The organism is Sodalis sp. CWE (genome assembly GCF_019646055.1).
Classification (GTDB): domain Bacteria; phylum Pseudomonadota; class Gammaproteobacteria; order Enterobacterales; family Enterobacteriaceae; genus CWE.
Map to the genome: position 1 here is coordinate 459,501 of NZ_JAESFE010000001.1, position 22,780 is coordinate 482,280.

Here is a 22,780-nt window from a genome sequence, read left to right on the forward strand (position 1 = left end):
AACTGGTTTCAATATACAATAGTAATTTATATAGAACGAAGTTTTGTTATTGCTTTCTTAACTTGATTAACAGCGTATTCTATTTCTTCACTAGTGGTAAAACGTCCTAAAGAAAAACGAATAGAACAATGAGCAAGTGTATCTTCTATCCCCATAGCTCGCAAAACATAAGATGGTTTGAGAGTAGAAGAAATACAAGCAGATCCTGTTGATACAGCTAAATTTTTTAGGGCAAGAATAAGAAGTTCACTATCAACAACATTCTTAAAACTAACGTTCAATATTGTTGCTAAATTTTGATGTAGCGTTCCATTTAGTATTACTCCACCAACCTGGTTTAATCCTTCCCATAACTGATTACGGAGAATTTTAAGTCGTGGCATTTCGTCCCCAATTTTTTGAGCTGCAATACGACAAGCCTCACCCATTCCAACAATCTGATGTACAGGTAACGTTCCAGCACGTATACCTTGCTCTTGATTGCCTCCATGTATTTGTGCTTTAAGACGTACTGGTGGAGTTCGACGTATAAACAAACCACCAATACCTTTTGGTCCGTATATTTTATGTCCGCTAAAAGACATCAGATCCACTGGAAGTTTTGCAAGATCGATGGGAAGTTTTCCAATACTTTGGGTAGCATCCGAATGAAAAAGTACTTTACGGACACGACATAAGTTACTAAAAGCTGCAATATCGTGGATCACTCCGGTTTCATTATTAACATGCATTAAAGACACTAAAATGGTATCATCTCGTAAAGCATCACTTAACTGATCCAGAGAAATAGAACCATTTTTTGCTGGAGATAATCTTGTTATAGAAAATCCTTCTTTTTCTAGTTGCCAACAAGTTTCTAGTACTGCTTTATGCTCAGTCATGGCTGTAATGATATGTCGTCCCTTGGAAAGATTAGCATAAGCAGCCCCTTTAAGAGCCAAATTATTAGATTCAGTTGCTCCAGAAGTAAAAATAATTTCTCGAGAATCACTACCAATCAATTTAGCAACATGATTTCGTGCAATATCCACCGCCTCTTCTGCCAACCATCCGTAATAATGTGAACGGGAAGCTGGATTACCAAAAACGCCTTTTATTGTAAGGTACTGCATCATTTTTTCTGCTACCTGTGGATCTGCTGGCGTAGTAGAAGAATAATCAAGATAAATTGGTAATTTCATTAATATTAATTCTATGCAAGATAAATTGTTTCAATACAAAACTATGATATGCTAAAATCTTTTGTATTAATTAGTGTTAACATCAATGGTAATTTTATTACGATAAATCATCAATTGTATTAATTCTTTGAAAGAATTTATACTCAAAAAACCTGTATATACAATGTTGTGATCTTAACTCAACTCAGTAAGAAGGTTCTGTGTAAATAAAAAAAAATTATTTTAATGAAATTTTAGAATAATATTTTTAACAGAAAAAGCCTAAGAAAACGAAGTAGGACAGCGTCGTCAATCATAAAAAACAGAAACTCTTTAGTGCTTTTAACTTATTCTAAATCAATTTCTAAAAACTATTCATTAATAAAGCTAACATATGGATAAAAAATCGCATTTGCATAATAGTAACTGTAATTGTTTTACGCACCAGTTAGTATGCAATACCTATTTTAAGCGACTAGTTAATTCATAAAAGCAATTACTCGAGATAATTTTACGAGATTTCTAAATATATTTTTTTGAGCTAGATCATGATGAAATCGAATTCAATAAAAATATGAAATATTCCTTACAGTTAATAATCGTTTGGCTAGCTGTCTTATAAGACTAAAAACTAAAACCTAGTATTTTTAATTATAACTCTAGTTCTTTGAAGAAGATTTTTATTTTCCTGTTGTAAGAATGAAAATCAACTCAACACATAACAAAGAATTGATTTATTTTATTCAATATTCAGCTATGATGTAATATTTAGTGTTTGAAATCACCAAAAACTATATAAAGAGTAATGATTGAGGACGATTACAATTCTGACATGTTTTTTACCAAAACTAAACTAATCACTGGTAACTGATTTCATTTAAGAAACAGAATTAAATTAAAAACTATTAAACTTATCACTTAAGATATTTGAGATTGATTGGTTAGGAAGTTATACATATTACTATACAATTATTCATGTGCACTGTTAGTTATTATATATATTATATAGGTCGTTCTATTTTTTAACCTTTAAAAAAAACTACTATTAAATATAGAAAATTTTAAAATTAAACTGCATCCTATTGTTGAATAGATATCAAAAATTACATAAAAAGTTATATGATAAAAAAATCGTAAATCTTCTAAAATTTTAGAATTATACAGCATAAGTTTGCACTGTTTTTATCCCAGAAAATTTAAATTTAATTTAGTGGAAAACCTATGCACCCGATGCTTAATGTTGCTACTCAAGCCGCAAGAAAGGCAGGAAGTTTAGTTATTAAATATTATGAAATTGTCGATTCAGTCATTGCTAGTAAAAAAAGCATGGCAGACTTTATAAGAAAGCTGAGTTGTGCGGCAAATCATTCAATGATCGATGTTATCCATAAGTATTATCCGCAACATGTTATTACCAACAAAGAAAAGAGTATTGTAGTGGGAAAAGATGCTACTGTCCAGTGGATTATCGATCCGCTTGACGGTAAAACTAACTTTACCAAACGTTTACCTCATTTTGCTATTTCTATAGTTGTATATATTAAGGGTCGTACAGCAGTTTCAACAATCTATGACCCTATTCGCAATGAACTTTTTACTGCAACTCGTGGTTATCATTCTCAACTTAATGGTTATCGTTTAAGGAGCAGTTCTGTAAGAACTCTAGATCATGCAGTCTTGGCTCCTGGATTTCTCTTTCAGCAAGAGCAAAATTTAAACGGCTATGCTACACTAGCGAATGAATTATTTATTCAATGCGCAGATTTTCGTCGTACCGGTTCTACCATTCTAGATTTAGCTTATGTAGCTGCTGGACGAATGGATGGTTTTTTTAAATTTGGCTTAAATTATTTAGACTTTGCTGGCGCTGAATTGTTAGTACGTGAAGCAGGGGGGTTAATCACCGAACTTACCGGCGAAGATTACGATTGTCTTCTTCCTGGAAACCTCATTGCCGGTAATCCCTGTATTATAAAAGCAATACTTTCTGTTTTAAAAAATAAATTTCGTAAAAAATCCAGAAATAGTCATCACTTATTATTTGATAATTGATCAATTTTTAAATCTCTCCTAAAACTAGCACTATAGTTTTATTATTGTTAATTCTTTATTAAAAAAGAAAATAAATATCGAGAAATCTATAGGTCAATAAATATACTATTTATTAAAGCAAATTAAAGTTATTTGCACCGTATCACTTACAAGTTTCGTTTATAGACAATTTTCTTAATTAATCTGAAATATTATCAAATAGGTTTTAATCTATACTACTCATTTTTAATGAGGATTTTAGTGATAAATCCTGTTAAAAACGTAAAGAAAATTATTCCTATTCGTATAAAAATAAACATATTAGTCTCGAAATTTTATCTATAATGGATTTATTAAATAATTTATTCATTTTTTCTGTTGTACGCAGGACAACAATTAAGCAGACGGTAGTTATCAAAAATCACAACTTATTAATTTATAATTACTAATTCTATTGCAATCAAATCAATTGATTTTAAATCAAATTAGCGGAAATTTTTTATATCCATAATTATGTGCGCAAATGGTATACGCCTTGGGATTCTTTTTACCAAATAACTCTTTTCTAGAGTTGAGAGAAATTTTGATAAACGAAACTTATTGAAATAGCTTATCCATAAATAAAAGAAAATAAAAAGAACCGTTTAATTCTAAATTAGTCGGTTTTTAAGGATATTTAAAGAATAATTAATACTCAATCATTTTTATACAAATTTTATTTATCATTATTCTTCAAATAAGAGAACAGTGCTAAACCAAACCGTAGATAAATAAGAATTTAAGATTCTATTTTGAAATAGCTAGGCAGAATCACTTATTATTTTTCTATAATAGTGAAAAGATAAGTTCCGTTTAGTATAACTAACAGAGCAGCTTCGAAATTAATTATGGCCCATTAAAAGAAAAAATGATTGAAGTCAGAAAACAGTTAAGAGTTTTCTCTTAAAAAGAGAATCGCTCCTGACAAAGTACCAGGAATCTTTGTGTTGCGCAAAATAATTTCTTAAAAATAAACGGGATAACAAGCACAAATACTTAGAACTTTATTTTTAATGCGTTTTAGCAAATTTTCATTATAAGTACTTTCCAATATATCACACATCCAATTAGCCACATTACATACGTCAGACCCTGAAAAACCTCTTCTTGTTATTGCTGAAGTACCTACTCGAATTCCAGAAGTTGTAAAAGCGCTTCTTTGATCATTAGGAATAACATTTTTATTAACAATAATATTACTCCGACTTAAAACTTCACTTGCTTCTTTACCAGATAAATTTTTTTCTGTCAAATCCACCAAAAATAAGTGACTATCAGTTCCACCGGAAACAACCTTAAATTTTCGTGATAAAAAAACCATCGCCATAATTTGAGCATTTTTAATTACTTGCTGTTGATATGTTTTAAATGATGGCTCCATTGCTTCTTTTAATGCAACCGCTTTTGCAGCAATTACATGCATCAACGGTCCACCCTGTGTTTTAGGAAACACAGCAGAATTTAATTTATCGTATAAAATGTTATCACCATTTTTAACTAAAATTAAACCGCCTCGTGGACCAGCGAGTGTTTTATGAGTAGTTGTAGTAACAACATGAGCATAAGGCAATGGAGTTGGATATATACCAGCAGCAACAAGGCCAGCTATATGAGCCATATCTACTAATAAATAGGCACCGATACTATCGGCAATTTGTCTCATTTTAATCCAATCAACTATCCTAGAATAGGCAGAAAAACCAGCAATAATCAGCTTTGGTCGGATGGTTATTGCTAATTTAGCTAAATGACTGTAATCAATACAACCATTTATATTGGTTTCATAAGAAAAACTATTGTATAACGCGCCAGAGAAGTTGACCAAGGAACCATGAGTTAAATGTCCGCCATGTTTCAGACTCATTCCTAATATTTTGTCTCCAGGTTTTAATAAAGCAGAATAAACAGCAAAATTGGCTTGCGAACCAGAATGAGGCTGTACGTTTGCATAATCAGCATTAAATAAGACCTTGGCACGATCGATAGCCAATTGTTCTATCACGTCAACATATTCGCATCCACTATAGCAACGTTTTTTGGGATAACCTTCAGCGTATTTGTTAGTTAACTTTGACCCCTGTGCTTGCATAACACGCAAGCTAGCGTAGTTTTCAGATGCAATTAATTCGATATATTCTTCTTGGCGAATTTCTTCTTGTCTTATTGCTTGCCATAATTTACGATCATAGTCTGCAATATTTTTACTGTGCTTTAACATTTAACTTCTTAAATTGTAGTCAAATTAACCTGAACATAGCGGAAACTAATTAAGTTAATTCCGGAGCTTACTTTATCCCTATTTTCATCATTTTTAATGACTCAGAAACTGATAAATTTGAAAATAATTAATCGTTATTATAAATTTTGACAGAATTAAAACATACAATGCTAGTACATATATTTCATTTTTCTTTCTTTCAAAAGAAATGGATATTATACTTAATTTAATTCCACATTAAAGTTCGTTACTTAATGAAAAGATACAGTTTATCCAGTAACATAAATGCAGATTGATACGATTAAACTTATTTCCACTTTTCTAAAGTACTACGTTCCTATATCTATTCTTTTTTAAGAATTTTATTCAATGTGCGGTAATGGTCTGTTAAATATCTGCGTTTGAAATATTAGGAAGCTAAAAACGTCCTTTACAGTCATATTGTTAAGCTTTTTTAGAAAGTTCTCTACTGAACGTAGTTATATAATAACACGCGCTTCTTTTATCAAAGTCTTTTTACAAAAGATTTTTATTTTAGCATTAACACACATTGTTACCTAAGACATAGTTATAAAATAAATTTTTATTTATCTTTTAAAAAGATAAAAAAGCGAGGATTAACATCATATCTAATATCTATGGCTTAACTCAAGTAAACAAAGAAATTATTAAAATTTTGTATAATTAAATTTTATAAAAACATAATCATTTTCATTAAATCTAATAAATACTTTCAATAAAAAATTGAAAGCTCATTATTTTAATAAATTTCTTTTAAAAGAATCTTTTATTACGATTCTTTAGAAAAGTTTAAACCTTTCATTGGAGCAAAAATCATATTTATGATCGACAATCTCTTATAAAGAGGTGAATGTCTTCCTTGAGATAAATTGCTAAAAAAAAGAAAATTTCACATCTGCTTAAGTTTAACTTAGCTATTTTGGATTCCTCTTTAAAGGGGCTCTTCTGCTTTATATCTTTGAGGTAAGAAATTAATAATGTTCGTCTACTAAATTTGATTGCCGCCATCTAATAGATAGATAAGTAAGTTATTTATCATCTATTACTTTATTACTTTTTTAAAAAAGCATGATAAAGGAATAATTTCTATTAAGATAGAATATTCTGCAATGTATTTACGTATTTCACTTACGCTATTTGCATATACAAAGTTATATTCGAATAGTAAATTGTATTTGATTTACGATATAACTTTTACAATTTTTGTAAAATTATCCTAGTTAATTTTATTAAAATTTAATTTTCTGTACTTACAGATATTCAAATTTAAATGAATAATTTAGTTGCTCATCACAAAAATGCATCAAATTAATTAGTTGAAAAACTGATTAATAAAGTAGAACTATATTCTGATAATTAAAAAACTTTTTAGTAAAGCTCAACTTTGTTGAAGACAATCTTTTATAATCTTTTTGTATTCAAGTCAGCTTGACTGATATTTATCTTTTATTCTAAATTAGAATTTAATAGACCAAATTTAAATTGTATGATTTTCCTAAAGATCACGCTCCCTAAAAATAAAAAGTAGTTGTAATAGTAGTGGATTTGTTTACACGCCTCTTTTTAAGAGGTTGTTGTTTTCCAACAAAAGGAAAATATTTAGTTTTTTATTCCTCTCAAAAAGCTAATTGATTATTTTAAACTGTACCTTTTTTGCGAAAAGCTTTTATTGCAGTTGATGTATAATAGTTTATTTTTTTTGCATTTTTCTTTTAAGAATGAACTCTTAATGTAATGAAAAATATTCGTAACTTTTCAATTATTGCTCATATTGATCATGGAAAATCCACATTATCTGATCGCCTAATACAAATTTGTGAAGGATTTAGCAAATATAAAAAATATACTCGAGCATTAGATTCGATGGACCTCGAACGTGAACGCGGTATTACCATTAAAGCACACAGCGTAAGATTAAATTATAAGGCGATTGATGGCGTATCATATCAATTAAATCTTATTGATACTCCAGGACACACAGATTTTTCTTATGAAGTTTTCCGATCACTTGCTGCATGTGAAGGAGCATTGTTAGTAATCGATGCTGAACAAGGAGTGAAAGCTCAAACATTGGCTAACTATTATACTGCAATGGAAAGAAATTTGAAAATAGTGCCCGTGCTAAACAAAATTGATCTTCCAAACGCTAATCCTGAACGTGTCACACAAGAAATTAAAGATCTTATTAATATTAATGAGATTTCTAATATAGTGCATTGCTCAGCAAAAACTGGTTTTGGAATGCTTAATCTTCTTGAACGATTGATACATGACATCCCACCTCCAAACGGAGATCCGACTGCATCATTACAGGCGTTAATTATCGATTCTTGGTTCGATAATTATTTAGGTATTGTTTCTTTAGTATGTATTAAAAACGGTTCCTTACGCAAAGGAGATCTAATTAAAGTAGTGAATACCAGTAAAACCTATTATGTGAATCGTATTGGTATTTTTACTCCAAAACATATTGACTGCGAATTTCTTAATTGCGGAGAGGTTGGCTGGTTAGCTTGTGCCATGAAAGATATTCAAAGCGCATCGGTAGGTGATACCCTAACATCGGCTGGTCATCCTGCAACTAGTTCATTAATCGGCTTTAAAAAAATAAAACCAAAAGTTTATGCTGGTTTTTTTCCAACAAATTCTAGTGATTACGAAGCTTTTCGTAGCGCTCTTGGAAAACTTTCCTTGAATGATTCATCTTTATCTTATGAACCTGAAAATTCAACCTCATTAGGTTCTGGTTTCAGATGTGGATTTCTTGGATTGCTTCACATGGAAGTTATCCAAGAACGCTTAAAACGTGAATATAATATTGAATTAATCATAACCGCACCTATGGTTACCTATGAAATTTTAACGACTAGAAAAAATGTAGTCTACATAGACAATCCCGTTCACTTACCTTCTTTAAATAACATTATTGAACTACGAGAACCTATTGCAGAGTGCCGTATTCTAGTTCCAAGAAACTATTTAAATAATATTATTACGTTATGTATCAAAAAACGCGGAGTTCAGATCAGATTAACTAATTTTGGGAACCAAATAGAGTTAATCTACGAAATTCCTATGGCCGAAGTTATATTAGACTTTTTTGATAAGATAAAATCTGTATCGCGGGGGTTTGCTTCACTGAATTATGAATTTAAACGATTCCAAAGTGCAGATATAGTACGAGTTGATATATTGCTCAATAGGGAAAAAATTGATGTATTAACACTGATGTCACATCGAAGTAAAGCTCTATATCGCGGGAAAACATTTGTTGATAAGCTTCAAAAGCTTATTCCTAGACAACAATTTGATATAATTATTCAGGCATCCATTGAAAATAACATAATTGCTCGTGCTGCTATTAAACAGCTTCGTAAGAACGTATTAGCTAAGTGCTATGGTGGTGACATTACTCGCAAGAAGAAATTATTAAAAAAACAAAAAAAAGGAAAAAAAAAGCTAAAACGGCTAGGCAATATTAGTCTTTCAAAAGAAACGTTCCTAAAAATTCTTTATGTAAATAATAAATATTAGAAGGTATATTTCAGATATGGCCAATACTTTTGTGTTGATATTAGCAGCTGTGACATTTGTTTCTGGAATTTTTTGGCTTTTTAAAAAGTTTAAGAAATTGGCTTTCATCTTTCATTTAAGAAACCAGTCTACCTGCAGGCAATCATATATTTCAAATATAATTATAAAAACAACAATCAATCAATTAAAGAAATTAGCAGAATTCAGCGCGTCAATTTTTCCAGTCTTACTTTTAGTGTTCATTATTCGGTCATTTATTTTTGAGCCATTTCAAATTCCATCAGGATCAATGATGCCAACTTTACTAAGTGGAGATTTTATTCTCGTTGAGAAATTCGCTTATGGAATTAAAAACCCAATTACCCAAACAACACTAATTAAAACGGGTCGCCCAAAACGAGGTGATATTGTAGTTTTTAAATATCCGTTTAATTCAAAATTAGATTACATCAAACGAGTTATAGGATTACCAGGTGATCGAGTCAATTATGATCCCATTAACAAAAGGTTAACAGTACATTTTAGTCAAACAAATGAGCAACAGATTTTTAGTTCGATTTTTCCAATAACTTATAGAGATTTCGTTCCAAGCGAATTTTCTCAGCTGTTTAATTATACTAAAAGCGGTGAAACCAAAAGCATTTTCTTAAAAAGATCAAATAACCAAAAAATAAATGGCGAACTACGATTAATGCAATGTGAAGAATTATTTAATAATGTAGGGCATAACATATTAATAATTCCTGAACAAAAAGATCCAACAGAAATTTATTACCAACAACAAGGTAACTGTGATGTATTGGCGGAATGGACAGTGCCTCAAGGAAAATATTTTATGATGGGTGATAACCGTGATAATAGTGCCGACAGTCGCTACTGGGGTTTTGTCCCGGAAAGAAACTTAGTAGGTAAAGCAATAATTATTTGGTTGAGTGTTGACAAACAAGAGGGACAATGGCCAAAAGGGATACGCTTTAGTCGCATTGGCAGCATTTATTGATAGTTTAAGCTTAAATTTATTTTGCCATCTCTATGGTGCTTATGCATAAATGGTTATTGGATAATTAATATATGAACTACTTAATCAATAAGCTTGAAGAAAGGTTAGGTTACTTTTTTCAAAAGCAAGATTTATTGTTGCAAGCCTTAACACATCGAAGTGCCGATAGTAAACATAACGAAAGGTTAGAATTTTTAGGTGACTCAATTTTAAGTTATGTTATTGCTAATGCACTGTATCAAAATTTTCCTTATATTAATGAAGGAGACATGAGTCGAATGCGTTCTTCTTTAGTTTGCGGAGATACACTTGCTAAAATTGCTAAAGAATTTGAAATAGGAACATATCTACGTCTTGGATCGGGAGAATTTAAAACCGGTGGACCCTATCGTGAATCAATTTTAGCTGATACAATGGAAGCGCTAATTGGTAGCATATTCTTGGACAGTAATATTCAAACTATTGAAGAAAAGATTCTTAATTGGTACTGCTCTCGTTTAGAAACAATTAGACCTGGTAATAAACAAAAGGATCCGAAAACACGATTACAAGAATATCTTCAAGGACATCGCTTACCTTTACCGTTGTATCGAATAGTTCAAGTTAGCGGAGAGGCACATGATCAAATGTTTACTATACATTGCCAGGTCAGTATATTAATTAATCCTGTAGTTGGTAATGGAACCAGTCGTCGTAGAGCTGAACAAGAGGCAGCAGAACGAACTCTTAAATTACTGGAACTTTAGATGAATGACGCACAAGTTACTTATTGCGGATATGTAACAATCATAGGTAGACCAAATGTTGGAAAATCTACATTGCTGAATCAGATCATGCAAAAAAAAATATCGATTACTTCACGTAAACCTCAAACTACTTCCTATCCTGTTATGGGAATTTCCACTATAGGGCCTTACCAAACTATTTATGTTGATACACCAGGATTACAGTTCTTGGAGAAAAGGACAATAAATCGATTAATGAATAAAATAGTTAATAGCTTTATTATTGATGCAGCATTGGTAATCCTCGTAGCAGAAGAAACACACTGGACGCATGATGAGGAACTATTAATAAAGAAACTATTTAATATTCACTGTCCGATTGTTTTAGCTATTAACAAAGTTGATAATTTATCTGACAAGAAAAAATTACTACCTCACATAAACTTTCTTAATCAGAAGATGTTGTTTAACGACATTGTTCCAATATGCGCTAAAAATAATATAAATGTTAAAAATTTAATTAAAATTGTTCAAAAAAACCTCCCAAGGGGAGCGCATCGTTTTTCAAACAACAATGTTACTAATCTTTCTCAAAGGTTTATGGTTTCAGAAGTTATAAGAGAAAAACTAATGCGATTACTTGGAGATGAGCTTCCTTACTACACCACAGCAAAAATTAACCATTTTTTTATTAATAATCATGGTCATTATGACATTCATGCTTTTATTTTAGTAGAAAAAAGCAACCAAAAGAAAATAGTTATTGGAAATAAAGGAAATAAAATTAAACTAATTGGAATTAAAGCAAGAAAAGATATTGAAAGTTTGCTTAAAAAGCAAGTGTATCTAAGTCTTTGGGTAAAAACCAAATCAAGAAGAATTGATAATAACTGATAGTATTTACAGTAATTTGAACTATAGTCAAAATTTTTAGAACAAGGTTATCTTAATGGAAGTTTGGCAACGGGCTTTCGTATTACAAACACATTTTTACGGCGAAAGAGGACTTATTCTTGATCTATTTACCGAACATCAAGGACGAACTCGCGTTCTAGCCAAGAATGTATATTCTCAATACTCTATTTTTAAAGGCATTTTCCAACTTTTTACGCCATTATTAATATGTTGGAAAGGGCGCAGTGCATTAAAAACTATGCAAAGCGCCGAGCCGATCTCACTAAGTTTACCGCTAAGCGGAAAAATATTATATTGTGGTCTTTATGTTAATGAATTACTTTCACGTGTTCTTCTTTACGAAGCCGACTATTCTACGTTATTTTATGATTACCTCTATTGTTTACAATCATTAGCAAAAACTACTCATTCACCAGAACCAATACTTCGAAAATTTGAATTTTCACTTCTAAATTATTTAGGATATGGTGTTGATTTTTTGCATTGCGCTGACAGTGGTGAACCAATTAAGGATAGTAAGATATATTCTTATCAAGAAGAAAGAGGTTTTGTTACCGCTGATGCATTTAAAAATTACTGTCATTTTAATGGATATGAATTGCAAGCAATAGCAGAACAGAATTTTTTTAATTCTGATATATTGCAAACTGCAAAACGATTTATCCGTTTAGCATTAAAACCTTATCTAGGAAATAAATTGTTAAAAAGTTATGAGCTCTTTCATTAACTAATTAAGAATCCGTAAGTTCCCCTTTCATTCTAGAAGGTAATTATTCAAATTCAAAAAATTTGACTTACATTTCGATTATTTTTTATTATCTAGAGTTACTGAATTTTAATTCACCAAAATTTAAGGAAAGAGCATGTCTGAATTATTGCTAGGTGTTAATATCGATCATATTGCAACGGTGCGAAACGTTCGTAAAACAGCGTGGCCAGATCCGATCTTGGCAGCTTTTATCTCTGAACAAGCAGGAGCTGATAGTATTACTGTACATTTACGTGAAGACAGAAGACATATTACTGATCGTGACATACAATTATTGAGAAAAACAATTTATACCAAAATGAATTTGGAAATGGCAGCTACAAAAGAAATGATCTCTATTGCTTGCAATATAGCTCCATATTCTTGTTGTTTAGTACCAGAAAAACGTCAGGAGATAACCACTGAATGCGGATTGGATGTAGTCAATCAACTAAAAAAACTCAAACAAGTAGTAAGTCAATTATCTGACTTTGGTATTCAGGTATCATTATTCATTGATCCTGACGAGAAGCAAATTGCAGCAACTGCAGATGTAGGAGCACCATGTATTGAAATTCACACAGGCGCTTATGCAAATGCAATTAATGAGGAAGTTCGAATGATAGAATTTTCTCGTATTCGAAAAAGTGTAGATTTTGCTGTTAAAATAGGCTTAAAGGTCAACGCAGGTCACGGACTTGATTATCATAATGTTAAAGCAGTGGCGGCTTTGCCACAAATACAAGAACTAAATATCGGACATGCGATTATTGGTCGTGCTGTTATTAGCGGCCTAGCAGCTGCAGTAAAAGATATGAAGCACCTTATGTATGAAGCGCGTAGCTAAAAAATGGCAATTGTCGGGATTGGTACCGATATTATTGAAATAAGTCGTATCGAAAAAATTGTTTTTCGTCACGGGAGTCGATTTGCGCGTCGTATTCTGAGCTCTAAAGAATGGAAACAATATCAATATTGTCATCAACCCACACGTTTTCTTGCAAAACGCTTTGCAGTAAAGGAAGCAGCGTCTAAAGCATTAGGAACTGGTATTCGTTGCGGATTATCTTTTTCTCAATTTGAGGTCTACAGCAGTTCGTTGGGGAAGCCAACATTGCGGCTTTTTAAACAAGCGGCACTACTGGCTAATTTGTTAGAGATTACTAGTATGCATATTACATTATCTGATGAGCGATGCTACGCTTATGCAATAGTTATTTTTGAGCGATAAAAATTTTTTATAAATATTCACTTCCTCTTAATTGGAGGAGTCCCTATCTTTTTATCTTTTTATTGAAAATAACTGAAACTCTTTTCATAAAGAAAAGAAATTGAAATAGTATATTCTATAATTAAACTATCAGTAGTTTTTATGTTTAAAAATGTAAACTAAACTTGTTAATTTAACACTTTATTGTCAAATAATATTAATGCTAAGACATAATAGTAAGTTTTAAAATTATATAAGGAATAAGAAACAAAAAATATATCAAGACATTGATTTCAACCATGCGTTCTTTTTTTTAGAAAAAATTATTTATATTTAGATGTACTGATTAATTTATAAAAATTATTAATTTGCGAAAAGATCTAGAATAAAGCCCTTTATAAAAGGATATATATGTTTATCTTGATTTTTTATCTTTTTTCGAAACCGATAAACCTGAAATTTTTATACGAATAAAATTCACTTTCAAAAAAGAAGAAATGGTAAGTTTGAAAATCGGAAAAATAAATAAAAAGTTTCAAATCCTTTGAATCATAATCTAAGTAAATTTAATATAAATTGTTATAGTCCTTTCTGAAAAAAACCTTATAAAAGGGAGCTACTTTTTTATAAAAGTAGTCTTCATTTCTAAAATGGAATTGCAAGGGTTTCCTAAAGGAACAACTCATTCTTTCTAGACAAGTGAGAGCTATATTTTTTATTAACCATTTTCAATGAAAATTATTAAAAATATGTTGATTATCATTGATATAATATTTATTATAAGTTCTTTGTTTTATATCCTATCTCTGATAAAAAAATACATTTAGTAGTGGACAAATTGTTTTTAAAAACTTTCCTTTTAAAAAAAAGCACTAATCTAGTTTTAGTAAAGCTTATAGTCTCTCTCTTAAAGAAATAAATTTCTAACAGCTCTACGTAGCCCAAAAGTTAACACTGATCCTACACTATAGTTTTATAAAAAAGAGCACATCATAGACAGCTCGATTAGTAAATGATTGTCAATCGTCTATTAGAGAATAATTTTTATACATTTATAAGTTCGTAGTTCTTTAATTAAGAATTCTCTTTAAGATTAAAAAGAATTTTTTTATAGATTTTCGTTAAATGGGCAAAATTTTATGAAACGCTTCGTAAAATTACTCCTTAATAAAAGACAAGACCATTAGTTGCACTAAAACTATAACTAACTTTTTCATATGGAAAGAAGTAATTGTTGATTTAGATTATAATATCTAAGTAAATTAAAAATTTTAATTCTGGAGGTATTTTTTGAATAAACGGAACATTCAACGAATTGTTTTTTTTGATTTAGACGGAACGTTACATCAACAAGATATGTTTGGTTGTTTTCTTCTTTATTTACTCTTTCGTCTTCCTTTAAACATTATACTAGTTACTCTTGTTCTCCCAGTGGTATTATCCGGATTGTTAATCAGAGGTGTCTTAATAAGATGGCCAATAAGTTTGCTACTTTGGTCTATTACTTTTGGTCATAGTGAAGCACAATTACAGAGATTACAAGAAAAATTCGTAATTATGTTTCGTTTTCGTTTACACCGTTTTCCACAAGTAATGGCTCATTTAAATAGTTATCTTAATAAGAAGCATACTCAAGTATGGATTATCACCGGCTCACCACAACTTTTAGTAGAAAAAGTTTACAGTGATATGTTTTTTTTTTCGAAAATACGACTTATTGGAAGCCAGATACAGTGGCGTTACGGAGGTTGGATTATGACATTGCGTTGTTTAGGCAATGAAAAAGTAACCCAGTTAGAACGAATACTAGGGGTTCCGTTAAAATTATACAGTGGTTATAGTGATAGTTCTCGTGATGCCCCGTTACTTCGTTTTTGCCAAAATCGCTGGCATGTAACACATGACGGGCAGCTTAAACGACTTAATTAATTTCAGTTAAACCACGATAGATTCATATTTAATTAACACGAGTCGAGGTTATAAATGAATCATTATAATGATGAGATATGCATGCGTTATGCCATAAACCTAGCTAAGTATGCAGAATCCAAAGGAGAAGTACCAGTTGGTTCAATTTTAGTATTAAATGGTTCAATTATTGGAGAAGGTTGGAATTGTTCTATCGAACATTGCGATCCAGTTGCTCATGCTGAAATTATAGCACTTCAAAGCGGAGCGGCCCAGATAGGAAATTATCGTTTGTTAAAAGCAACATTGTATGTCACGATGGAACCGTGTGTGATGTGTGCTGGAGCGATGATTCAGGCCCGTATTAGTCGTTTAGTGTTTGGCGCCAAGAGCGAAAAAACCGGAGCAGCAGGATCACTTTTAAATGTATTTAATTATCCAAATCTAAATCATCAGATTAAACTTACCGGAGATGTCTTATCACAAGATTGCTCCAATCAACTCAGCAATTTTTTTCGACAACGCCGACGAAAAAATAGCTTTTAAAAATCTATTAGCTTTAAACATAAAGTATGCTAGAAAAACTTTAGTTTAATTACTTTTAAACGACAGTGTGAATTACAGTAGTCATTATAGTTAGTGAATTAAAATTTAAATCTTATTAAGATAATACAATTTTCATTTTTATCAAATACAATCAATTAAAGTTGAAATTTGCGACTGTATAAATTTAAACTAATAATTTACTTATCTTCTTTTAAGAATTTTCCTTTCTTTAAATAAAAGATACTGTTAATTAAATTTGTATCATGAATTAATAGAAAGAAATTACAAAATGTAAAGAATAATAAATAAAATTTAAATAAGTGAAACGATAGTTATCAAATTGATCAAGATCGCAGAGATCCCTCTACTAAAACAATCCCTTGGAAATGGGAGATTTGTCAATTATTATGAAATCATTAAAAGAACATACTACTGATGTTCTCATTATTGGAAGTGGCGCAGCTGGTTTATCACTAGCACTACGTTTATCTGACAATCTCAATATTACAATTTTAAGCAAAAGTTCAATAAATGAAGGATCTACTTTATATGCTCAAGGCGGTATTGCGGCAGTTTTCAATAAATCTGATAGCATCAGCTCTCATATTAACGATACGCTAAAAGCTGGGGTTGGTATCTGCGATCCAGAAATAGTTGAATTTGTCGTTAGTAACGCCAGTCATTGTATAAAATGGCTAGAAAATCAGGGAGTATCATTCGATACTGAGGAGTCTTTAGATTCGAACATAGCTCATTATCGACTTGCTCGTGAAGGGGGTCACAGTTATCGTCGCATACTACATGTTTCCGACGCAACAGGTATGGCAATTGAGACCGCTCTGGTTAAAAAACTATCAACACATCCTAGAGTTAAAGTTTTAGAATACTGTCAAGCGATAGATTTAATTATATCAAATCATGTAAGGTGGTCTGGTTCAAAACGAGTTCTTGGAGCCTATATATGGAACCGTGCTAAAGAAGAAGTAGAGCTATACCAATCCAATACAATAGTGCTGGCTACTGGAGGTGCATCTAAAGTGTATCAATACACTACAAATCCAGAAATTTCTTCTGGTGACGGTATTGCTATGGCTTGGCGTGCTGGCTGCCGAGTGGCTAACTTAGAGTTTAACCAATTTCATCCAACATGTTTATTTCACCCAAAAGAACATAATTTCCTACTTACAGAGGCATTAAGAGGTGAGGGTGCTTATCTTTGTAGATCAGATGGAAGTCGTTTTATGACAAAATTTGATGTACGTGCAGAGCTAGCACCTAGAGACATTGTTACGAGAGGTATCGACTGCGAAATGAAGCGATTAGGCATGGATTGTATGTATCTTGATTTGACCCATTGGTCAAAAAATTTTTTAAGCCAGCGATTTCCAACTATTTATAATAAATTACTAACTGTAAATATCGACCCTACCTGTCAATTTATTCCTATTGTTCCAGCTGCCCATTATACCTGTGGCGGTATAGTTGTCGATAAACACGGAAAAACCGACTTAGAAGGTCTCTATGCAATTGGAGAGGTTAGCTATACTGGTTTGCATGGTGCTAATCGTTTGGCCTCTAATTCTCTTTTAGAGTGTCTTGTGTACAGCTGGTCGGCAGCGGAAAATATTTCCCATCATATATCAACTACAAGTAAAGTCTGTCAAATTCCACCCTGGAATATAAATTGGTTTAATGATCCTGATGAAAAATTAATACTTCGAAATATTGAACATGAATTGCGATCATTCATGTGGAACTATGTCGGCATTATACGAACTAAAAAGCGTTTAGAGCGCGCACAACATCGAATAGAACTATTACATAATGAAATAAGTAGATATTACTCTGATTTTCGCTTTTCTAAGCATTTGTTAGAAGTTCGAAATTTAATACAAGTTTCTGAATTGATTATAAAAAGCGCCTTGCAAAGGAAGGAAAGTCGGGGTTTGCACTTTATTTTAGATTATCCAAATATGGAGGTAGATACATTTCCAACTATTTTAGAACCTTAAATAAATAAAAGGCCCTTTTTTTAATTTTTATTTTTTAGCTAAAAATTCTTTTTTATCTTCTTCAAAAGAAAATTAGCTAACTTTTAGAGAGATCTTTTTAATTCCACTACGGAATCTATAGCGATTAATGACGTTGATATATTAAATATTGCAAGTTTTTTTTAAAAAGTAAGTTAATAAACTCACAAACACGGCTATATTAGATAACTTTCACCATTAGAAATTATTTTTTCCTCTTTTCTTTAGAAAACAGAGTTTAATTTCGTAGTTTATTATATAAAAATAGCTTTTTAAAAGTATTCATTTACGAAAAATTCACTTCAAATTGGTAGTTAGACAACACTATAGAATAGAAAAAACTCTTTTGAAGAAAAAATTTTTAATTTTTTTAAAAAAATTCTTTCTATAAAATAGTATTATAATGTATGAACTAAAACTTATTGTAATCGGATTTCGAAGAAAGTAGAAAATTTAATAGACATTGGTTAGAAAATAAATCTTCCAATTTTTTGACCAATTTGATCATCTTAATTGTTTTTTTACTTAAAATGTACTTAAAAGAAGCAATTGAAAATTATTGCAAGTAATTTCATTCAACTCCAAAAAACTAATATTTTAAAGGCATCGCAAAAATATCATTTTTATTTTTTTTGAAGTGGAAAATTAGAAAGAATCAGTATCTTTAAACAAACCTACTTTCAAATCTCTTGCAGTATAAATGATAGCACCGTCACGTAATAATTCACCGTCAGCCATGCCCATAACTAACTTGCGATTAATTATGCGACGAAAATGAATGCGGTAAGTTACTTTTTTTGTATTAGGAAGAATTTGTCCAGTGAATTTCACCTCGCCTACGCCTAATGCACGCCCTCTTCCTTCTCCGCCAAGCCAGCCTAAGTGGAAACCAACTAATTGCCACATAGCATCTAGACCAAGACAACCTGGCATTACTGGATCTCCAATAAAATGACAACTAAAAAACCACATATCTGGATGAATATCTAATTCTGCTTCTACAAACCCTTTATTATAATTACCACCATCTTCGGTCATTTTAATAACTCGATCCATCATTAGCATATTAGGTGCAGGCAATTGTGGTCCTTCTTTTCCAAAGAGCTCACCTCGTCCAGAAGCTAAAAGATCTTTTTTTGTATAAAAAACTTGTGTATTTATCATGTTTATTTTAACCTTAATTGTTTAAATGCATATATTGTTCAATAAGTTAGACATTTAATATAAGTTCTATTTTTATAGAAAATTATTTAATAGTGATAAAATAATCATTACTTTCGTAAATCAATATTAACTTTACTTTTATAAAAAAATTTTATTAAAAAATTTACTTTTATCGTCAAACAATAATATCTCAAATCAATACATTAACGATAATTTTAATTAACAAATAAATATATCATTTAATAAGGTTGTATTAATATGCAATGGTTTTTTTTAATTAACGTGTTTATACTTCCATCTGCTTATTATTTTTAATAAAAATAGATAAATATGCGTAAGCATAATCCATTTATTTTCTAAATAGAAAATTAACTTATGTTATTTCTATAAATTCTTTTTAAGAGATGTCAAACTCATTAAATAAGTAAATCGAATATTCTTCTCATCTGAGGGAAGTTAACACAAACATAAAAATTCTTGTGAAATTATAGTCTTCTGGAATGGATATTGAAACTAAATTTAGTTTAGTTTAATGATAAATTAACCATTATCTCATTATAGAATATAATTAATAGAAAACAGGTGGTCAAATAAAAAAGCAATTTTTTAACATTAGTAATGTATTTTCATATTCAAACTTACCTTAATTCTAATCGCTTTTTCATTTCAAATGATTTTCTGACCATTCATTTTAGATTAAAGTTTCATATATATCTTTTTAAGACAGCTTGTTCATATTTTTAGACAAAAAACTCGATGTATTTGCTATATTTTCTGAAATTTCTCCCACTAACATTTTTCACTTTAATTTTAATAGATTGATGAACAATATAGTCGTGATTTTTAATCTACGCTTATTTAACTATGATGATGAAATTAATCTAATAAGTAGATCGGAATAGCGTGCGATCTTAAAGATCTAAATTATGCTTATGTAGGATACATTTTTGACTTATCTTACCAAGATTTACCAATTAAAAAGCTCTTCCTCTGGAAGAGAAGTTTTAAACTTACAGTTTCTTGGTCTACTGAGCTAATTAAATCAGATATCAAATATTTAAATTTAACTAACTCATCCACATCTCTAAAGCTGTGGCTTGCAAACTAATTAATTCTAATAGAACAAACATATGTGGAACAATCTATGATAATGTTACTATTTAATTAGATTTTCTTAAAAAGAAAATTTAATTAAAGTTGTAGAAATTACGAAATCATTTTTCATAAACTAAATTTGATTCTAGATTATTAATACTAGTAATTAAATCTTAATTACATTGGTTTAACATTAAAAAATTATTTTTATTTAACTTGAGTAATATTATTTATGTTATCCCTTAGATAAAAGACCTCCAACTTTTATTAGTCATCTTGATAAAGATAGATACTGGTAAACACTTGCTATAAGCACAATTATAAAATAAGTTATCTGAGGATTAGTTATCTATGCTAATTTTTAGTGTAAGAACTAATTATTCTTAAATGTATTGCAATTTGTATTACTTATAATATTTGTTAATTAACATTAACAATTTTTAACTAAAATTATCAATAATTGTTCATCGAATATAATTTCTTTCTAAGTTATAGAAATAAAATTTCTCTAATTATATTATTTTATTTTTCATAAAAAAATAAGTTAATAGGCATGTAATTTAACTAAATTAAACAACGAATTTACTTTCAATTATATTAGCGAACTGTCTTAAATGTTTAGTATTTTATAACTAACTGTATATTATACTATAATCCAAGAATCGCTTTATTTTTATAATCTTTTTCTATTAAAAGCTTTACCAAATCGATTAAGATACCATTATCAATCAGCAAAAGTAATAGAACTGCTACGATTTCAATTCTATTTAGTTTTTTTAAACTAATTTATTTTCTTGAATTTTTTTAAAGAAAAATGTACAGTGGGCACACGATAATCGTTAAGTGTATTTAAATGAGGTAAAATCCTTATGATTGTTAGTAAGTTTGGTATAGGGCAGCAAGTCCGACATAGACTGTTAGGATATCTTGGAGTTATTATTGATGTAGATCCTGAGTTTTCACTAGAAAGGCTTGCATTAAAAGACATTGTAATAGAGGATAATTTGCGTAAATCTCCATGGTATCATGTAGTCATGGAAGACGAGACCGGAAAACCCGTTCATACTTATCTAGCGGAAGTACAGCTTGGATATGAATTTTTTCCTGTTCATCCAGATCATCCAACATTGGATGATTTAGCTGAATCAATTAAATTACAACTTCAAGCTCCTTGTTTAAGAAATTAATTAAAATAATTGAATGGGTGATCACACATACATTAGTTTAGCTTTTAAAAAAAAGTTAATTGAATTTCTTTCCTGCTTTTCAAGGAAAAGTTATTCATTAATATTTTTTTGGGAATTAAACATTTTAGTTTTTTAAATCAAAGCAGAATTCTAGAAAACTTCTGAAAAGAAAAGGAAAAAATTAAATGTTCCAATTCTCTTCTGTTTTATGACTTGTTTTTTCTTTCGAAAACCAACTATCTACATAATAGATGTCTACTTATTTTTGGGTATGTGAGGTAGTTACTAAAAGACCTGTTTACTAAATAACTACGTATAATTTAACCGTACATGTAAGGTTTTCTCTTTTATAGACATCTCACTGATTTTGGTAATCCAGCAATTTTTGTCGCCTGCTTCGCAGGTCCTTTAGGAAATAAGCTAAAAAGATAACGACTATTACCTTTTTTCTCCCCGTAATTCTGCGTCATAAATTTTACTAACATCCGCATAGTCGGAGATATGTTGTATTTCAAATAAAACTCACGGATAAAGTAAATTACTTGCCAATGATTTTCATTTAAGAAAATACCTTCTTGACATGCAATTTCTTTTGCTAAAGATTCAGACCAATCTTTCAAAGAAATTAAATATCCCTGCGTGTCAGTTTCAATTATCGTTCCATTAAATTTCATCAATATTTTTTATTTAATTAAATTACTATTCTTAAATAAGAAGTTAATCAAATAGTTCTAAATCTATATTAGAAATATATAATAAAATAGATTTCATAATTTTTTCGATATATATTAATAAATAATTTGTACTTTACAACGAAATTTTTATACAATCATCATTCGAAACTTGTCAAGAATATATAGGATATTTTTGATCTTTATTAAAGATAATACAATTTAATTCATTTATAATTAAATTTAATATTTAAAGTTAAGGATTTCTAATTTACATGTCAAAATTTTCTTTAAAAAAGAAAAAGAAAAAAATAGATAAACCTTAATTAACTGAAGTAATACTCCTTGCAATATAAAATGTACCAATTATAGTTCACTTCGTTGTGGAGGAGTGGCCGAGTGGTTGAAGGCACCGGTCTTGAAAACCGGCAACGCGAAAGCGTTCTAGAGTTCGAATCTCTACTCCTCCGTGCTTTTAATCAGTTTATTAGATGTTTTAGTTTTAATTCTATTTTGTGTTAACGTTTCAGATGGGTTTTTCTATTGACAGTTAATATCGAAAAAAAAATAAGATATTA

The 22,780-nt window shown here is 30.1% G+C and carries 16 protein-coding genes and 1 tRNA gene; 13 read left to right on the plus strand and 4 right to left on the minus strand.

Annotated elements, in window-relative coordinates; all coding sequences use genetic code 11:
- Window positions 1–26: 26 nt before the first annotated feature.
- Window positions 27–1,181 carry an IscS subfamily cysteine desulfurase gene (locus tag JK145_RS01780; RefSeq protein ID WP_220665137.1) on the minus strand — a complete coding sequence of 385 codons (1,155 nt, stop codon included), beginning with the start codon at window positions 1,179–1,181 and terminating at the stop codon, window positions 27–29.
- A gap of 1,200 nt (window positions 1,182–2,381) precedes the next feature.
- Between JK145_RS01780 and suhB the strand changes: the two genes are divergently transcribed.
- Entirely contained in the window at window positions 2,382–3,212 is an 831-nt protein-coding gene (gene suhB / locus JK145_RS01785; RefSeq protein WP_220665138.1) for an inositol-1-monophosphatase, read from the plus strand.
- A gap of 982 nt (window positions 3,213–4,194) precedes the next feature.
- Here suhB and glyA read toward each other — a convergent pair.
- Window positions 4,195–5,448, minus strand: a complete 1,254-nt coding sequence (gene glyA / locus JK145_RS01790) for a serine hydroxymethyltransferase (protein WP_220665139.1) — start codon at window positions 5,446–5,448, stop codon at window positions 4,195–4,197.
- Between the two features lie 1,755 nt (window positions 5,449–7,203).
- On the opposite strand from glyA, the gene lepA reads away from it, so the two are divergent.
- The 10 genes from lepA (at window position 7,204) to nadB (ending at window position 18,067) form a co-directional block, all read left to right on the plus strand.
- Window positions 7,204–9,003: a translation elongation factor 4 gene (gene lepA, locus JK145_RS01795; protein WP_220665140.1), complete on the plus strand. Its 1,800-nt coding sequence runs from the start codon at window positions 7,204–7,206 to the stop codon at window positions 9,001–9,003.
- Window positions 9,004–9,019: 16 nt separating this feature from the next.
- Complete coding sequence (gene lepB, locus JK145_RS01800; protein WP_220665141.1) at window positions 9,020–10,003, plus strand: signal peptidase I; 984 nt, start codon at window positions 9,020–9,022, stop codon at window positions 10,001–10,003.
- Between the two features lie 71 nt (window positions 10,004–10,074).
- Window positions 10,075–10,749 (plus strand): ribonuclease III, encoded by a 675-nt coding sequence (gene rnc, locus JK145_RS01805; protein WP_220665142.1) that lies wholly within the window; start codon window positions 10,075–10,077, stop codon window positions 10,747–10,749.
- Complete coding sequence (era, locus tag JK145_RS01810; RefSeq protein ID WP_220665143.1) at window positions 10,750–11,622, plus strand: GTPase Era; 873 nt, start codon at window positions 10,750–10,752, stop codon at window positions 11,620–11,622.
- 55 nt (window positions 11,623–11,677) lie between these two features.
- Window positions 11,678–12,370 (plus strand): DNA repair protein RecO, encoded by a 693-nt coding sequence (gene recO, locus JK145_RS01815; RefSeq protein ID WP_220665144.1) that lies wholly within the window; start codon window positions 11,678–11,680, stop codon window positions 12,368–12,370.
- A 136-nt stretch (window positions 12,371–12,506) separates the two neighbouring features.
- Window positions 12,507–13,238 carry a pyridoxine 5'-phosphate synthase gene (gene pdxJ, locus JK145_RS01820; protein ID WP_220665145.1) on the plus strand — a complete coding sequence of 244 codons (732 nt, stop codon included), beginning with the start codon at window positions 12,507–12,509 and terminating at the stop codon, window positions 13,236–13,238.
- A 3-nt stretch (window positions 13,239–13,241) separates the two neighbouring features.
- Window positions 13,242–13,622 carry a holo-ACP synthase gene (gene acpS / locus JK145_RS01825; RefSeq protein WP_220665146.1) on the plus strand — a complete coding sequence of 127 codons (381 nt, stop codon included), beginning with the start codon at window positions 13,242–13,244 and terminating at the stop codon, window positions 13,620–13,622.
- Window positions 13,623–14,891: 1,269 nt separating this feature from the next.
- Window positions 14,892–15,530, plus strand: a complete 639-nt coding sequence (gene yfhb, locus JK145_RS01830) for a phosphatidylglycerophosphatase C (RefSeq protein WP_220665147.1) — start codon at window positions 14,892–14,894, stop codon at window positions 15,528–15,530.
- Between the two features lie 54 nt (window positions 15,531–15,584).
- Window positions 15,585–16,055, plus strand: coding sequence for a tRNA adenosine(34) deaminase TadA (gene tadA, locus JK145_RS01835; RefSeq protein ID WP_220665148.1), 471 nt, complete (start codon window positions 15,585–15,587; stop codon window positions 16,053–16,055).
- Window positions 16,056–16,462: 407 nt separating this feature from the next.
- Window positions 16,463–18,067 carry an L-aspartate oxidase gene (gene nadB / locus JK145_RS01840; protein WP_220665149.1) on the plus strand — a complete coding sequence of 535 codons (1,605 nt, stop codon included), beginning with the start codon at window positions 16,463–16,465 and terminating at the stop codon, window positions 18,065–18,067.
- A 663-nt stretch (window positions 18,068–18,730) separates the two neighbouring features.
- On the opposite strand, the gene fabA is transcribed toward nadB, so the two are convergent.
- Window positions 18,731–19,249: a bifunctional 3-hydroxydecanoyl-ACP dehydratase/trans-2-decenoyl-ACP isomerase gene (gene fabA, locus JK145_RS01845; protein WP_220665150.1), complete on the minus strand. Its 519-nt coding sequence runs from the start codon at window positions 19,247–19,249 to the stop codon at window positions 18,731–18,733.
- Window positions 19,250–21,213: 1,964 nt separating this feature from the next.
- On the opposite strand from fabA, the gene hspQ reads away from it, so the two are divergent.
- A complete protein-coding gene (hspQ, locus tag JK145_RS01850) occupies window positions 21,214–21,531 on the plus strand; it encodes a heat shock protein HspQ (RefSeq protein WP_220665151.1) in 318 nt (105 codons plus the stop codon).
- Window positions 21,532–21,878: 347 nt separating this feature from the next.
- Here hspQ and JK145_RS01855 read toward each other — a convergent pair whose 3' ends face one another.
- Entirely contained in the window at window positions 21,879–22,205 is a 327-nt protein-coding gene (locus JK145_RS01855; protein WP_220665152.1) for a TusE/DsrC/DsvC family sulfur relay protein, read from the minus strand.
- A gap of 382 nt (window positions 22,206–22,587) precedes the next feature.
- Here JK145_RS01855 and JK145_RS01860 point away from each other — a divergent pair.
- Window positions 22,588–22,672, plus strand: a tRNA-Ser gene (locus JK145_RS01860).
- Window positions 22,673–22,780 lie beyond the last annotated feature (108 nt).